The organism is Kurthia zopfii (assembly GCF_003143955.1).
Classification (GTDB): domain Bacteria; phylum Bacillota; class Bacilli; order Bacillales_A; family Planococcaceae; genus Kurthia; species Kurthia zopfii.
Map to the genome: position 1 here is coordinate 25,812 of NZ_QFVS01000014.1, position 16,170 is coordinate 41,981.

Annotated in this window: 12 protein-coding genes; 4 read left to right on the forward strand and 8 right to left on the reverse strand. The window is 36.1% G+C overall.

Annotated elements, in window-relative coordinates; all coding sequences use genetic code 11:
- Positions 1 to 63 precede the first annotated feature (63 nt).
- The gene (locus tag DF281_RS06790) at positions 64 to 516 is read left to right on the forward strand and encodes a GreA/GreB family elongation factor (RefSeq protein WP_109349502.1); all 453 of its coding nucleotides are present in this window, start codon (positions 64 to 66) and stop codon (positions 514 to 516) included.
- Here DF281_RS06790 and DF281_RS06795 read toward each other — a convergent pair.
- Positions 481 to 1,104 (reverse strand): DUF1643 domain-containing protein, encoded by a 624-nt coding sequence (locus DF281_RS06795; RefSeq protein ID WP_109349503.1) that lies wholly within the window; start codon positions 1,102 to 1,104, stop codon positions 481 to 483. The genes DF281_RS06790 and DF281_RS06795 overlap by 36 nt on opposite strands.
- 212 nt (positions 1,105 to 1,316) lie before the next feature.
- On the reverse strand, positions 1,317 to 1,535 hold the full coding sequence (locus DF281_RS06800; protein WP_109349504.1) for a hypothetical protein: 219 nt from the start codon (positions 1,533 to 1,535) through the stop codon (positions 1,317 to 1,319).
- A 238-nt stretch (positions 1,536 to 1,773) separates the two neighbouring features.
- On the opposite strand from DF281_RS06800, the gene DF281_RS06805 reads away from it, so the two are divergent.
- Positions 1,774 to 4,851 carry a toxin Cry1Ac domain D-VI-related protein gene (locus tag DF281_RS06805; RefSeq protein ID WP_109349505.1) on the forward strand — a complete coding sequence of 1,026 codons (3,078 nt, stop codon included), beginning with the start codon at positions 1,774 to 1,776 and terminating at the stop codon, positions 4,849 to 4,851.
- A gap of 45 nt (positions 4,852 to 4,896) precedes the next feature.
- Here the strand turns inward: DF281_RS06805 and DF281_RS06810 are convergent, their stop codons facing one another.
- Complete coding sequence (locus DF281_RS06810) at positions 4,897 to 5,379, reverse strand: sigma-70 family RNA polymerase sigma factor (protein ID WP_166636098.1); 483 nt, start codon at positions 5,377 to 5,379, stop codon at positions 4,897 to 4,899.
- Between the two features lie 440 nt (positions 5,380 to 5,819).
- Here DF281_RS06810 and DF281_RS06815 point away from each other — a divergent pair, with 440 nt between their 5' ends.
- Together DF281_RS06815 and DF281_RS06820 are read left to right on the forward strand one after the other, a co-directional pair.
- Positions 5,820 to 6,095, forward strand: coding sequence for a hypothetical protein (locus DF281_RS06815; protein WP_133538398.1), 276 nt, complete (start codon positions 5,820 to 5,822; stop codon positions 6,093 to 6,095).
- A 139-nt stretch (positions 6,096 to 6,234) separates the two neighbouring features.
- Positions 6,235 to 6,825 (forward strand): hypothetical protein, encoded by a 591-nt coding sequence (locus DF281_RS06820; protein ID WP_109349508.1) that lies wholly within the window; start codon positions 6,235 to 6,237, stop codon positions 6,823 to 6,825.
- Between the two features lie 391 nt (positions 6,826 to 7,216).
- Here the strand turns inward: DF281_RS06820 and DF281_RS06825 are convergent, their stop codons facing one another.
- The 5 genes from DF281_RS06825 to DF281_RS06845 form a co-directional block, all read right to left on the reverse strand.
- Positions 7,217 to 8,257, reverse strand: a complete 1,041-nt coding sequence (locus DF281_RS06825; protein ID WP_166636099.1) for a nuclease-related domain-containing protein — start codon at positions 8,255 to 8,257, stop codon at positions 7,217 to 7,219.
- 770 nt (positions 8,258 to 9,027) lie between these two features.
- Positions 9,028 to 10,203, reverse strand: coding sequence for a hypothetical protein (locus DF281_RS06830; protein WP_109349510.1), 1,176 nt, complete (start codon positions 10,201 to 10,203; stop codon positions 9,028 to 9,030).
- A 134-nt stretch (positions 10,204 to 10,337) separates the two neighbouring features.
- Positions 10,338 to 11,294 (reverse strand): hypothetical protein, encoded by a 957-nt coding sequence (locus tag DF281_RS06835; RefSeq protein ID WP_109349511.1) that lies wholly within the window; start codon positions 11,292 to 11,294, stop codon positions 10,338 to 10,340.
- 12 nt (positions 11,295 to 11,306) lie between these two features.
- Positions 11,307 to 12,269: a hypothetical protein gene (locus DF281_RS06840; protein ID WP_109349512.1), complete on the reverse strand. Its 963-nt coding sequence runs from the start codon at positions 12,267 to 12,269 to the stop codon at positions 11,307 to 11,309.
- Between the two features lie 188 nt (positions 12,270 to 12,457).
- On the reverse strand, positions 12,458 to 15,889 hold the full coding sequence (locus tag DF281_RS06845; protein WP_109349513.1) for a hypothetical protein: 3,432 nt from the start codon (positions 15,887 to 15,889) through the stop codon (positions 12,458 to 12,460).
- Positions 15,890 to 16,170 lie beyond the last annotated feature (281 nt).

Below are 16,170 nucleotides of genomic sequence, written 5' to 3' on the forward strand. Positions count from 1 at the left end.
ACACTTTTTTGTACATCGCATCTTATATAATCAAGTTAACTTATGAGAAAGGTTGTGTAGCTATTGTCTACATATTGGTTCACCGCAAACGGATTTGAAAGATTTGAAGCCGAACAACAACGATTAATTACACATCATCATGAAATGTTTCAAGAACTTAAAGAAATCATCCAGATGGATCAGCATGGCGTGAATATCCAGCCTTTACTGAATGAAGTGGAACATCTCTCAGCAATGATTAAACAACTAAACTTTATGAAACCTCAAATAAAAATCATAAAAAAGAAACCGTCATCTCCTATCATAGAGATCGGTTCCCGCGTGAAAGTACAATATAATCATGAAGAGATTGTGAAATATACGATTACAGGATACGGTGAGACAGACTTGAACAAGCATCGCATCTCCTATACGACACCGCTTGCTCAAGCATTAATTGGCCGTCCAATTGATGATGAATTTGAATTTACACATCATGGGTTAACCGAGTTGATTACGATTTTGGGGATCAGTTAGCGCTTCAAAATCGGATATCGGCAAAATCTCCTCGATGACTTTCTTCTTTGGAGATTCAGGATTCCCCTTTCTCGTTACGGAATGACTATGTCCATATTTGAATACAAATGTGTCTTCTAATAGACCTGTTTCTTCTATTAATTGGTAGACAAATTGAACAGCTTCATCAAAACGCTTCTTCGTGATATAACTCGGTCGATCTCCCCATGCCAAAATGAATGTATCGCAGTTAGAGATTGCCAATTTAATCGACTCTCGATTCATTAAAATAAATTCCTTCAATGAATCGTCCGAAGCAAGCTCTCTAAACTGCTCTGACGTCCCTACATTATAAGGAAAAAGATTAACAAACGTCAAAACCTGATAATTTTGCTTACATAAGAAGCGAATCATTTGGTTCGTCTCAATATCTGAATTGAACTGCTCCGCTCCAAGTGGGTGTAGATTGAGGACAGTTACCTTCATCTCCGTATTACTCTCCATATGATCTGCTTGTAGCATGAATCTCAGCTTCACTTTAACTCCATTTACCTCGATTGTCTTTTTGTCGATCAAATCAACAAACACTTGCGCTGGATATCTAGCCATCTACTCGTCACCCCTTCCGCTTCATTATACCAAAATGCCCAACAAATTCCATGACCATATAGAATAATCTTCGTTTTTATAATTTATACTATTTATTTGTTCAAAACTCATTATTCCGTTTTCTTCAAAATATAATGAATAACTTTAATAAAATAATCAAAAAACAGCATAAAAATATCTTATTATTTGTAATTTTAAGCATAAAAGTATTATTATTTTTCCAAAAAGACCATTTTTGCTATCATTTGGTACTTTATAAGGAAATACAAATTAAAACCGGCAAGCGCAGCAATTCTTAGTTCTGCCCTAGTACTATCTTCATTAACTGGTCTAGCTACTACAGCAGATGCTGCAACAAAAGTTAAAAACGTAACTTCTTCAGCAAAAATCAAAAAAGGTAAGCTTGTTAAAAAATCAGACGGTAAAATCATTAAGGGCTATGCTTCATACAAGGGCGTAATCTTTAAAAACGGTAAGAAATTCAAAGGACTTCTTAACAAACGCTATTACAACAACGGTAAAAAAGCGACTGGCCTTTTCAAATCTAAATACTACAAAAACGGTTCACTTGGAACTGGCACATATAAAAACAACTACTACAAAAAAGGTTCACTATTCACTGGTAAGTTAAAAGGTGTTTACTATCAAAAAGGTAAAGTATTCACGGGTGTGACATCTAAAGGCAATTACTATAAAAAAGGTAAATTAGGAACGGGTTCTTACAAAGGAATCTATTACTCAGTAGGTAAGAAATTAACTGGCCTTACAAGCAAAGGCGTTTACTACAAAAACGGTAAATTAGGAAACGGTGTATACAAAGACGTTCTTTATAAATCAGGTAAGCCTTTCAACGGTACTTTAAAAGATGAAGTATATGTAAATGGTAAAGTTGACGCAAACAAAACGGCTAATTTAGTATTCTCTAACGCACAAGCGGCTTTCAATTTACATGAAGCTTCATTCAAATCGGCTCAAAAACAAGTAGAGGATTTAACTTCTCTTGCGAAAAAAGCTGGTGTAACTCCTGCTAAAGCGGCATCACTACAAGTGAAATCAGCGACAGAGATCCAAGACTTCATCGCTAAATATAGCAACACAGATTTCAAAACACTTTCAGCTGCTGAATTAGATGCTTTCAAAGCTGAATTAAGTAAATGTACTGCAGAAGCTACTACAAACTTAGAAGCAGTTTCAAAATTAGTAAATGATTCGACAATGTCATTACTAAGTGCGATCTCAGCAATGAAATCATTCGCTACTGAAGAGCAAAAAGCAGAATTCACAAAACTAACTACTCAAGCGAATATTGTTATTCATGCGCTTAAAGCAGCAGGCGTAGATACTTCTAAACTAGAAGACGCTTTAAAGCAAACTGACATCAAAGTTCCAGAAATCGAAACTCCAGGTACTGGCGGTGGCACTGAAACTCCGGGGACTGGTACTGAAACTCCAGGTACTGGCGGTAACACTGGTGGCGGTAACACTGGCGGCGGTAACACTGGCGGCGGTAACACTGGCGGCGGTAACACTGGCGGCGGTAACACTGGCGGCGGTAACACTGGCGGCGGTAACACTGGCGGCGGTACTGTAATTGAGACACCAGAAGAAGTAGCGAAGAAAGAATTCGAATCAGCTACTAAAGCTCTTGCAGAAAAACAAGATGCTTTTAAGGAAGCGACAGAACAACAAACATCATTAAAAGCAATTAAAGATAAATTAGATGCTGCTCAATCCAAAACTCCAATCGAACCACCTGTTGTAGAAGGTAAATCTGCTAAGCTAATCCAATCAGATGCTGCCCCTGAAACAGATGCTATTAAAGCATTCATTGACAAGTATAAAAATACTAATTTCACAGGTTTAAACCCTGATAAAGTAATTGAATTTAATAAAGAATACACTGCTGTACAAAAACAAGTAACAGATAAACTTAATGCGGCTGCGAAAGATTTAGTAACAACTGTCAGTGTAATCAACAAAGCTGTTGAAAAATTAACACCATTTGCTACACCAGAACAACAAGCTGCGATTTCAACAGCATTACAAACTTCTTTAGAAGCTGTAAAAGCAGTTGAAGAAGCAAAAGTTGAACTTGAAGGATTACAAGATCTTCAAAACAAACTGAAAAAACAAGCAATTGAAAACGCAATGAAAGTAGCAGAAGCTGCAGTGAAAGCTTTAGAAACTAATCCTACTCAAGAGAAAATCGATGCTGCTCAAGCTGCTGTAGATGCTCTTCTTGCTTTAGATAAAGACTATGATGTTAAAGCTTTCAATTCTGCGATTGCTGAAGCTCAGAAATTAGTAGATGCTAAAACTGAAAAAGAAAACATTGAAAAAGCTACGAATGCTGTGAACGCTCTTTTCTCTGACGAAAATAAAACAGTTATTGCTGATTCAGTAGTTCAAAATACTATTAATGAAGCTAAAAAGCTTGTTGAGAATCTTAAAGACTCACAAGTGAAAACTGAACTTGAAGGAAAAATCATTTCAGCTTCTACTCAACTAAAGAAAGCTCTAGAAAGTTTAAAAACAGGACTTTCAACAGATGGTCAAATTGTTGTAGAAGACGCTAACAAGCAAATTGATGAACTGTTCACTTTCCAAATGGCTGGTATTGCATTAGTAAAGGAAAGTGAAAGTGAAAGTGAAAAAGTCACTGCTTTTGATAGAAACGCTACTGGTAATACTCTAAAAGAGTCTAAAACATTAACTACTGCTCAAATGAACGAAGGTATTCTAGCTACTTTAGAAAGAATCAACGCGGATAAACTAGTGACACTAGACAAGAAAAATCCTCCTTTGAATATTGAATCAAGTCAAAAACATGGTTATACTGTATTCACCGTAACTGCTAATAACTTTTCAAAAGAAATCTTTGACAAGTTAGATGGCAATAAAAATAATGCTTATTTAATTACTGTAAACAATAAAGTAGCTGAGGGAATTTCTACAAAAGCTTATAAAATCTTATTCCAAGTTATTGACGGTAAGGTAGAAGCGAAATTTGTAGAGAGTACTGTGAATGACGATAAATTCTCAATCGATGCTGCTACTGATGCAGTGAACGCTCTTTTCTCTGATGATAATACGCTTAGTCTTGACATAGATGAAGCGAAAATCAGCGCTGCTAAAATTCTTGTTGACAAAATTAAAGATTCACAAAAATCAAAGGATTTATCATCTAAACTAGAAACTGCTTCTAAACTTCTAGTAGAAAAAGAAATCGCTGAACTTGAAAAAGGGATTCAAGCTGATGGTTCATTAGCGGTTAAAGGCGAAAATTTAAACTTTGACGATGTATTCACTTTCCAAATGGCTGGTATTGCATTAGATACGGATAACACTGTCACTGCTTTTAGTAAATTAATTACTCCAACTAATCTAAAAGAAGCAAAAACATTAACTACTACTCAAATGAACGAAGGTATTCTAGCTACTTTAGAAAGAATTAACGCTGCTAAACCAGTGACACTAGACGAGAATGATCCTTCTTTAAACATTGTACCAAGTCAAAAACATGGTTATACTGTGTTCACTGTAACTGCTAATAACTTTTCAAAAGAAATCTTTGACAAGTTAGATGGTCCAGTAGTTACAGGTGATGGCTACTACACAAATCGTTATAACATCACAGTAAATCCTAAGTCACCTTCAAATGAAGCACCTTTTATTCTTAAATTGTCTTCTGACAATGGTAATGTAAAAGCTACTTTTGAGGCGAAAAGAGTAAAAACAAAACAATAAACCCCAAAACACCACGGTCGCATAGCGATCGTGGTGTTTCTTTGTTTACATGTGTAAGCGGCATTCTTTGCGGAGTCTCGTGATGATGCGACTTTTTCTTTTTTGGAGGGCTGCTGCGTTCATACCGAATGCGCGGCCTATTTCTTCATGTGAATAGCCATCAATATAGTATGCGATGATGATTGCCAGCTCCTCCTGTGTCAAAAAAAGCTCTAATGTCTCAACAATTAATGGCGTTCGATTCGGCTTCACCTCATGTAAGAACTCGTGGATTTCCGTATTCTCCGTTGGCACAAAATGCTCATCATACTTGTAGCTCGCCTTCAATTCATCCAGCAATGCCCCACGAATGGTCTGCGAAGCGTACGGCTCGAAGTCACCTCTCGTTGGATCAAATCTCTCCCATGCCTTCCAAATCGCTACGCGCGCGGCTTGACGAAACTGCTCATGATCTTTGTAAATCCCTAACTTTCTCATATGTGATGTAATCATTGGCTCCAACTTCTCTAACATTTCCTCAAACTTCATCTGATCCTCTTTGCTCAATACCGGTATTGCTTGTATTCCCTTGGGTATATTCATCTTACGAAAAAAGAGGATTTTCGTACAAAGCCGGTTTTACAAATTTAAAAAGCGTCCGAATCGCAAGGGAATATTAGCCAAAATCCAATCATTCCTGCGCTTTTCCCCTTTCGTTTTGCACGATTTTCATAATCGACATCCAGCTATTTAATACATGGCATTTTCGAATGAATTCAACCTTCATTTTATTAATTTGGTAATTATTTTACTGAAAACCATTTAATCCCTTCTTCACCTTATAAAATAGACTCATACCACTATTTTGGAGGGATTTTATGCATTGTATTTTTAATTTACCAGAGAATTTAAATGTCGAATTTTTCGAAGGCGATTTATTTGTCACACCACCGAAACTACAAAATTGTTTCTGTGAGGGGCGACTCCATATGCACGAGAAAAGAGTTCAAGCAATCAAACATTCCTATACATTTGAATCGGGTGTCGTCATGATTCATTTGATGATTCGAACTTATCGCTGTAGCTGTTGTAAACATCAATTCACTTGTGATGGGCAACTTGGCGTTCAAAAAGGTACAACACAAAACTTTCGTCAAATCGCAGTCGATTATGCCGAAGCCACATCCTTACAAAAAGCTGCGCTGAAATTTTCCACACCTAAGTCGACTATTTGGCATTGGCAAAAACAGCTGTCATTTCAATAGAAAAAAGACAAATTAACGCTATTTTTATTACATTATTTTGAAACTATATTTTAAAATAAGGATTTATTAACCATTTTTGATTATTAAAGACAATTATCAGACAAAAAATATATAATATTGTGTAGGAAGGAATGATAAAATGAAATTGAAAAAGATGTCCACAATCGCTCTTAGTTTATTATTAGCAAGTTCACTAGTTGCGTGTGGCGCAGAAGAAGGTACAGCAGATCCAAAAACGAAGGCAAGTCAATCGAAGGCGGGGTCACTAGGATATGCAAAGCAACTTAGTAATGATTTGCCATGGTTGACGGAGGATCATATTGAATTGAGCGACGATTCTAGTTCATTCATTAAAGCGAATGAAACATTATTCTCAAGTAATAAAAAAGCGGATCTCAATGAATTGAAAAAACAAACTGATTCCACGATTTCAGCAATACACCTATTCAAATCTGTCACACCATACTTATCAAATATTGTCTCTGTTAAGGGTACAGTTATTTCAATCGAAGAAATTTCAGAAGATGGCCCGATGGTTACAAATGTTGATGTGACTGATGAAGAAGGTAACACGTATTCTTATATTAGTTATAAAAAAACAAAGGATATTTTTGATGGCGATGTCGTAGAATTTTGGGGTACTCCTCTTGGCGTCTATAGTTTCGACAATGTCTCAGGCGGTTTAACAAACTCCATTGCAATTTTCGGTGGTCAAATCGAAAAACGTTAATGCTCATTTTGCACTTATTCTTTTATTCATACAAAAAGCCCAGCGAATGCTGGGCTTCTCTACTTCACTTTATTTCACGATCACTTTTTTAGATGCACTCGTACCTGCTGGTGTTGTAACGGATACATAACATTTGAACACTTTGATTTTTTTCAAGGATTTACTAGCTGTACTAACTTTTTGATACATTATTCCAGCTTTTTTTATTTAAATTTTTGCCGATTGCGCTTGTGCTGTCATACCCTGGGTTAAAAATGTTGCCGTAATAACACCCGTCACTATTGTAATACCTAATTTATTCACTGTATAACCTCCTAATATCTTTATAGATTATGAAGGAATTTACATACAAAATATACCTCAGATAACTTAAATTAGTACGTTTATGATGTCAATAAAATTTTATAGTATTTTTCAAACTATAAAATGCTTTACGATGATGATATTGGACTTGTAAATCTAACTTTCGCCAACTTCTTTTAAAGCGACTGCTCGATAAATCGCTCAACCATGCTTTTAAGATTTTTTTATGAGCGGGTTTTGGAAAATATAAAAAATACTCTTTCAAATCAGCAAGTACATTTTGCCGACTAAATTGCTGGCACGCTGGACATTGCCATGTTCTTGTATTTAATTTTTCCATAAAATTGTAGCAATAAGGACATAAAAATCCTGTATGTAAATCAGCGAATTCAAATTTATAATAGGCACTTAAATCATAGGGTTCATATAATTTTTGACCGTTTTTTAATTTTAAAATTAAAGAATCCATAGCTAGATGAGGAGAATGGTGTCGCATATTTTTTAGAATATAATTTTCAATTTCGTATAAATCAAGTAAAGTAGCTGTTGTGTTCGAACCATCCACAATACTTGTTAAATTTGGGAAAACGACTGCTCCATAGATCGATATTTCATGTCCCCGTCGCATACACCATTCACGCAGTTTGTAAATTTGCTTCTCTACTTGTACTTCTGGACTTCTTAATTTTTGTTCCCCTTGTCCATCAATTTTCCGAATTAATTGTTGTGGGTTTTTAGTAAAATAAATAGTACCTGATATATTTTTCACTTCCAAAAGAACGATACAACTTTCTGTTAAAACTAAAAAATCCATTTGAAAAAAGCCATCACAATCTAACATTACATCATGAAAAATATGAATATTTTCTGCATGACGATAGCGATCCAGATGTTTCGCAACCACCCGCTCCCCGAAATCCCCTGCCTCCATTTGCGCCAAATCTTTCGCAACACGTAGACGGACTGATTCATTTTTTAGACGCGCATTCAATTTTTGCCAACTAGCAATTCGGATATTTGGCATAAAACTTTTCTGAATCATATCAAATCCTCCTTTTTTCCATCTTAAGACATCCACCTCCAAAAACCAAAACCGCTTTTTTAGAAAATGAGCTTCAAATTTAGCCAAAAGCATTCATCTATCTAAAAACATATGCGTATTTCCCCATCGTTTAAGAACTTTGTCTTCTTTTGCAAAAGTTTTGAGGACTTGAGTTGAGTTGTTTTGGTGAATTCGAACATTCAGGCGACAAAATGGGGCACTCGGTGCTGGGTTCGGGTCATTCGCACGTGCAAACGGGACATTCGAGGGCGAAAATGGGGCACTCGTCCCCAACTGCCTGAGCTACTCGCTCTCCGTACTTTCTTCAAGGCTTTTGAGTAGCTAGAACTTATGTTGACTATTCTTGTGTGAATTCGAACATTCGACCGACGAAATAGGTCATTCGCTGAGGCAGTTGGGGCACTCGGTGCTGGGTTCGGGACATTCGCACATGCAAACGGGACATTCGAGGGCGAAAATGGGTCACTCGTCCCCAACTGCCTGAGCTACTCGCTCTCCGTACTTTCTTCAAGGCTTTTGAGTAGCTAGAACTTATGTTGACTATTCTTATGTGAATTCGAACATTCGACCGACGAAATAGGTCATTCGCTGAGGCAGTTGGGGCACTCGGTGTTGGGTTCGGGTCATTCGCACGTGCAAACGGGACATTCAAGGGCGAAAATGGGTCATTCGCTGAGATTGAAAGGAATTGAGAAGCACTAGGTTTGAAATATTTATTCATTATAATGATCAAATAAGCACAAATTTAAGTTACTTGAATAACAAATTATTAACTCATTTCAAAAATACTTAATAGAATCATCGTGATTAAAGGCATTTCCTCATATTTTTTCAAATTAACGATATACACGAATATCTGAGATGATGACATCGCGATCTAATGAGCCGATTAAGTAGATTACAGTTGCGCGACCGGTATGAATTTTTGTTAAGTCGACTGTGACTTTTACAGATTTCTTCGTAGAATCAAGGACATACATTTTTGAATTCACTGTTCCATTAACAAATACTTCTGCTAGATTTTCAACATCTTGTTTTTTATTTTTCCAATACTCGCCTGCCGTCATTGTAAAGGTCAATTTTTTAAAACGTTTTGAGTCATCTTCTTTATTAAAATAATTCCCATTATTAAAGTTGAAAATATGAGTGTAAGAAGTATATTTTGTTGACTTAATACCGTTTGAATGTTTCTTATTGAATACATCCTTCTCTTTACCTGTTAGTTGTATCATTTTCGGATCGCTGAAATCATATGCCAATTCGTCAAATGTCGAGTAAGAAAAGCGACGTTCCATGTCTTTCATTTTCTTATTGACAGCTGCTGTGAACTTTTTATTATATGTATTCACTTTTTTAGATTCATTAACTAGTTTATTTGCTAAATCAACCTGTTCGCGCGCTTCCGTATATTTAAAATCGATCATATTGTATGCAGCTTTCGTGTATAGATCCCATGCTTGCACCATTTTTTTCATACGGTTTGCTTGCTTTTCAGCTGGGTTATAGGATTCTTTTTTGAATTTAGCGATTTGCGATTTCGTCAAACCTTCTCGTGATAATTCCTCTTTCATATCTTTCACTGATTTTTCTAAAGTAGGGTATAATTCTTCTACGATTTTTTGAATATCGCCTTCTGCTTCAGCTGCTTTTAATGCATTTATTTTCTTCGTCAAACGTTTGCTAATTGTTACAGCTGAATCATATGGATTCGCTCGCTCAGCATAATATGTTAATTCTTTCGATAAAATATAGCCTGTCTGCCCTTTATATTTCAGCTTTGTCCATTTCTTCCCTACATATGTAGTCATGAATGAAGTTCCCAGTTTAATCGTTCCTAACTTCTTCTTCATGCTTGTAGAGCTGTAAACAGTCGCGAATTTCCCTTTTGGTGCAGCTTCGCCAGTATCTTTCCAAACGAATGCGGATGCTGTCGTACTAGGTTGGAAGGTAATTGGTGCCACAAGTGATAATGCCATCGCACCACTAATTGTCCATTTTGCAAATTTATTCATGTTGATCCCTCGACTTTCACGGTTTTTATAAGTATTTGTATATAGCCTTCACCATATTATAACAAATTTAGAAGCTCATTTTACTAGAATATAAGAAAACACCCATCATCAGATGAGTGTTCTTTCATGCATCATTACTTCTCAGCCGCATACTTCACTTTTAGTGATTTTGGATTACTTGTGCCGAGTGCTGGTGTGTGGATGATTTCCAATGTTTTGCCTTGTTTGCTCAATTGATCCACATAGATCGACAGCGTACTACCTTTTGATTTGCGGTCGAGTACATAGGTGTGGAATGGCGCAGTTGTCGAGCGTACAGTGATCATATCATTCGATTGAATCCCCGTAATTTTAATGACATCCGCATAGTCCTTATTATTCGTCACAGTGACTTGACTCGCTTTTAGAGGAGCTAACCCTTCTGGATCGACTGAAGTATAGTCTAGTAAAGCACTCTCCTTCTTGCCCTTCTCTTGTACAGATACATAGACCGTCTGTGGCATATGCAATGAATAATCTTTCGGTACTTCGATTGAACGGCTCAATGTCGCAGTGCTTTTCGCTGTCACTTGTAGTAGACGTTTTTTCTTTTTGGCATCTTCATAGACGCGGTAAGTCGCGCCTTTAATCGGTTTAGAAATTTCTAAAAGATCCTTACCATTTTTAATATTTGTCAGTTCTAAAGTCGACGCATTTTGAAGTGCCGGTGTGTAGGTAGGACTCGCCACGTAAGGAACGACACCTGTATCAGCCGACTGTAGCCATGACTTTTTATACTTCACATATAAATTGCCGCCTCGGTCGCTTAATTTCGCCGTTTTGATTTTCAAGACGCCTGTTGTTTTAACTGTCGTACTGTAAATTTTCTTCTTCATCGCCCGATCTGTGTAGATGTCGATTCGATCCTTCGCAGAAACATCGCCAATCGTAATATAGTCTTTCGTGCCGTTGTTGTTTAGAATCGCAAATGCACCCGCATCAAAGTTAGTATCACTATCTGCATCCGCCTTGTCAGGTTGATTCAATGCGAATGTCGCCCCGACTAATACAGGAGCTACTAAACTAAGTTTTGCCCATTTTGAAATTGCCATCGTTACGCCCTCCTATTTCTCTTTCCCGAATTTGATTTTCACTGCATCGCTCTCAAGTTGGCCCGGCTCTGTAATCGTCATGTAGACATAGCCTGCTTTTGTGCCAAGTTGTGGAACGTAGACTGTTACTTGATTGCCCTTCGCCACACGACTCGCAATAACAGTTGGCTCGTATTTCTCAGTTGCTGGTGTCACATAAGTTGTCTCTTTTTTCGTACGATACACTTTGATTGTCGAACCAATTGTTGCTGGATTTAGATTGATTGTATCCGCATAGGTTTTATTATTTTTCACAGTAACCGTTTTGGCATTGATCGGATTCGATTGCTCAGGTGTGATGAGAATTTGCTGTGCCTTTGATTCACGGTTACCAGGTGGTGTTGATGTAAGATAGACAGACTTCTTCTCAAAGTCATTTTCGTATTTCGGCAATGTCACTTTGATGCTCAAGTAACCATCTTTCGAAGCAGTTGCTGAAGCAATTTCACGATAGAGTTCTTGTGAATCATAGATTTTGTACGAGAATCCTTTACGCGCATCATGGATTTTCAAGTAATCATTGAAACCCGCACGGTTGACTAGATGATAGCCGCTTTGCCCGATATGATTTGTTCCCGGTGCATCATAGGTTACTGATTTGTATGTACCTACTTGCTCTCCACCTCTTTTTAAGACGAAGTATAATGTTTGCTGCTCATCTTTTAGCAGCTTCGTAGAAAAGCGTAGGACAGAGCTTGTCGCTTTCTTCACCTCGATTGGTGTGTACATTGATGGATGATCATAGACATATAGTTGATCACCCGATTTGATGCCCGCAACGGTAATAAAGTCGGTATTCCCCGGATTGTTGTTGATGATAATATTTTCCTCATGCAACTCCGCATCGGCAGCCTTCCCCTTATCAAAATCAGTCATGAGTAATGTAGCACAGAGAGGGATCGCGAGAAGACCCTTCCAAGTAGAACGCAATTTCATGTAAATTCCTCCTTTAATCGTATAGTTCCATTATAACAAAAAAGATGAAACGATAACCAAATATTAACAAAATAGCAATTCCTTATGCTCATTATCAAATAATTATGGTAAAAATGCATACAAAAAGACCCCATGAAATCATGGGGTCGATTGTACCGATTACGTCATCTTAGATGGGTAAGGGATTATTAAGCTTTTACTGCCACAGTTACTGCAGTAGATGCAGCAGTTGGTACAGTTACAGTGAATTCTTTAACTGCTGTTTTTGATCCAACAGTGAAAGTTGCTACTAAAGTGAATGTACCATCAACTGAACCACGAGTGATTGTTACATCACCAGTTGTCTCTACTTTAGTTGCTACACCTGTTCCAGCTAAGTCAGCAGTTGTGAAAGTTGCGTCAGCGATTGCTTTAATAACAGGAGTTGCTGTTGCTGTTGCATCAAATTTAACATCTGCTACAGTTACTGCTGCTGCTTTAGCATCAACAATTTTTTGATCTGAATCAAGTTTAGCGATTTCAGTTTTTGCTGCTGCAAGTTTAACAGCTACATCTTTTAGTTCTGTTACATCTTTTACAGAATTAATCTGAGCTTCATATGCAGTTTGTTTAGCAGTAAAATCAGCTTTTGGATACTCAGTTTCTAATGTAGTAAGTGCTTTTTGTTTCTCAGATAATAATTCTGCAACTAGTAAAGTATCTACTTCACCTAGAGCATCTTTTGATAGTTCAACTGATGAACCAATAGTTGCTTTGTTATTTGATTTATCTTCGATTAATACATCATTTGTTGCATTTGCAACAATAGTAACTTTTACATTTTGATTAACTGCATAAGAGTCTGCAAGTTCGATTCTTACTTTACTAGCATTTTCTCCAGTTAATAATGTAGCTTTTTTAACTTCAACTTTTGAACCGTTGATAACTACTTCAAAGTTTCCAGTATCAGCTTTAAGAAGGTTCTCACTAAATTCAACTTCTAGTTGGTTGAATAGTTTTGCATCTTTAGAAACTACTTGTTTCGATAAAGCTTTTAACGTTGGAGCAACGTTATCAACAAGTGAAATTCTTGTTTCAGCGTTTTCTAATTTTTGCAAGTTATTTACTACTTGTTGTCCAGCAGCTGTTTTAACGTCTTTTTTAACAGTGAATAAGAATGTTGTTGAGTTAGTTACATAAGCTTTCGGTAACACGATACGAACTTGTTTTTTAGATTCGAAGAATTTAATTTCAGTTCCTGTAGGTAAGTCTTTACCATCAATTTGGTAATTTGAGATTTCTAAAGCAGAATCTCCCATATCAGCACCAAAGTTTACAAATAACTCATTATCTTTAGTTGTCGAACTTGTAACTTTACCATCAAGATCTAAAGCGTAGTATTTAAAGTTGTTATCTGCCGATACACCTGCTACTACAGTGAATTTTTTGTTTTTAGTATCTTCAAAATTGTATTCAGATACATCATTTAAAACTTGTTTAAACTTAATTGCATCGTCTTTAAAGCCAATTGTATATTTAGATTGTTTTTGGTATTTAGGATTAGTGATTTTCACTTCAACTACAGTTTTATAGCCTTGTTGTAGTTCAGATGAATCTGGCGCAACAATTTTAGCTTCATAATCAGTTGTCGGGATAACAATACCGTTTTCATCTTGAACTACTAGTTTATTTGAATCAAGATTCACTGTGTCATTTAATTTATTTGAGATAATAGCGTCACCAGCAAATAAAACTCGTGCAGTTGAAGTATCTTTTACTAATGTAGCTTTTTTAGATTCTGGTGAAATAGTTCCTTTTGATAATTTCACTTGTTTAGTTGTTTTAACTCCAAGTAATTTTGAGCTATCAACGTAATTTTCTGCAGTAATATCAAGTGTTACTGAAGTTTCACTACCAGCGTATAGTGGGTTTAATGCAGTTTTAGCTGCATCATCATTTTTTGGTTCATTAACTACTACATAATAAGCTGTTCCAGCTGTGTTTGCTTTTTCATATGAAACATTTACTTCATCTTCAACTGTAGCAAGTTTGTTTTCAGTACCATCGATATATGTGAAAGTATGATTTCCTTTAGAAACTTTAAGGTTTTTAGTTACATCACCTAAAGTTACTGATTCACTAAATTTCACAATAAATTTATTGGCATTGATCGCTTCAACAGATTCGAAACGCGGTGCTTCATTATCAGCAGTTACTAAATACTTATCAGAAATAACACTTGTTTTCTCTGGGTTTTTACCAGCTTTTTCAAAAATATCATACATGATTAACTCATGTGTTCCATTTTCTACGAATTTTTTATCAAATACTTCCATTCCTTCAATTACGTAAACGTAATTTCCTGGAGAATATGATGTTGATTTTTTCAGTGTAGAGCCTGTGAATGCTTTACCATCAACTTTAACTAAGGGTTGTTTATCTGTATCAACTGGACGATCAAATACAAGAGTTAAATCACCATTAGAGAATTTTGGCTCTGTTAATAATTTTGGTGCTGCCGAATTCGAATAATTAATCACTTCAGAAGCAAATCTTTCAATTGTTTTACCAGCTTCAGTTTTAATTCCATCTTTTACTTGAACTACAACTTTATCGCCAGTAGAGAATGCAGCTGATTTCAATTCAAGAATTACAGTATCTTTTGAAGAACCTTTATATGCAACATTTAATTCAGAATCTCCTTCAAGTACTGAACCTACTGAACCTACTTTATTGATTTCAACTTGGTAGTTTTCTGCTTTAAGAGCTGTTAAATGATTAACATCTGTAGAGAACTTAATTTCTACTTCTTTTGCATTGATTGCTTTAACTTCAGTTACTTCGTATTTAACAACTACGCCGTCTTTGTATTCAACGCCGTTTACAACGCCGTTAGCTAATGCGCCTTCGTTGTAGAATAGGCCAGCGTGTTCAACTAAACCTGTTGCAAGAACTGCACCATTGTATAGTTTACCTTCGAATACTTCAGTACCTTTGTTTACAGATACGCCATCGTATAATTTACCTTCGAATACAGTTAAACCAACGTTGTGTACTGCATCTTTGTAAAGGATTGATTTGTAAAGAGCGTAACCTTTGCTTAATTTACCGTCTTGGTAGAATTCTTCTTTGTAAAGACCTGTTGTTACTTTTTTGAAGCCTTTTACGTAGTAAGCACCGTTATAAGTTCCAGTTGTTACTTTTTTAGTTCCTTTTACGTAGTAAGCACCTTTGTAAGTTCCTGTTGCTTTAGCGCCTGATTTGTAATAACGACCGTTGTAAAGACCAGTTGTTACTTTCTTAACGCCTTTAACGTAGTAAGCACCTTTGTAAGTTCCAGTTGTTACTTTTTTAGCGCCTTTGTAGTAGTAAGCACCTTTGTAAGTTCCTGTTGCTTTTTTACCAGCTTTGTAATAAGTTTTGCCTTTAAGACCAGTAAGTTTTTTACCGTTTTTGTAAACTGTTGATTTGTAAGTAACGTAACCTTTAGCTACTTTACCAGTTTTAGCGATCACTAGTTTACCGTTTTTGATTTTGTATTTGCTTGCTGCAGAAGCGTCTGTTGGTACTACTGCTGAAGTCACTACTGAAGCACCTAATGCTAAAGCAGCAGCTGTTTTGATTAATTTAAAATTACTCATGAATGAAAATCCTCCCTTATTGGATATGATTAGCACATGCTGTTATGAAATCATCAGCTAACCATGCTTGTCCTAATTATCGTCTAACAAGATGATATTTTCCACCTTTTTTTGTTCCAAAATATTCAACTTATCAAGGACTATATCATTATCATAATAATATTATCAGAATAATATTAGCTGCCTTTCGCAATACATTCATATTATTATCATAATTACTAATTACTTATTAAAACTAACATCTTCCAGATACTTTTGATTCATTTTAAAGTAATAGGATA

What these genes read in the sequence shown, in the direction of transcription:
- DF281_RS06795 (WP_109349503.1), bottom strand. Translation starts at nt 1,104, where the DNA reads ATGGCTAGATATCCAGCGCAAGTGTTTGTTGATTTGATCGACAAAAAG.
- DF281_RS06800 (WP_109349504.1), bottom strand. Translation starts at nt 1,535, where the DNA reads ATGATTTTACCGTCTGATTTTTTAACAAGCTTACCTTTTTTGATTTTT.
- DF281_RS06810 (WP_166636098.1), bottom strand. Translation starts at nt 5,379, where the DNA reads ATGAAGTTTGAGGAAATGTTAGAGAAGTTGGAGCCAATGATTACATCA.
- DF281_RS06815 (WP_133538398.1), top strand. Translation starts at nt 5,820, where the DNA reads ATGCACGAGAAAAGAGTTCAAGCAATCAAACATTCCTATACATTTGAA.
- DF281_RS06820 (WP_109349508.1), top strand. Translation starts at nt 6,235, where the DNA reads ATGAAATTGAAAAAGATGTCCACAATCGCTCTTAGTTTATTATTAGCA.
- DF281_RS06830 (WP_109349510.1), bottom strand. Translation starts at nt 10,203, where the DNA reads ATGAATAAATTTGCAAAATGGACAATTAGTGGTGCGATGGCATTATCA.
- DF281_RS06835 (WP_109349511.1), bottom strand. Translation starts at nt 11,294, where the DNA reads ATGGCAATTTCAAAATGGGCAAAACTTAGTTTAGTAGCTCCTGTATTA.
- DF281_RS06840 (WP_109349512.1), bottom strand. Translation starts at nt 12,269, where the DNA reads ATGAAATTGCGTTCTACTTGGAAGGGTCTTCTCGCGATCCCTCTCTGT.
- DF281_RS06845 (WP_109349513.1), bottom strand. Translation starts at nt 15,889, where the DNA reads ATGAGTAATTTTAAATTAATCAAAACAGCTGCTGCTTTAGCATTAGGT.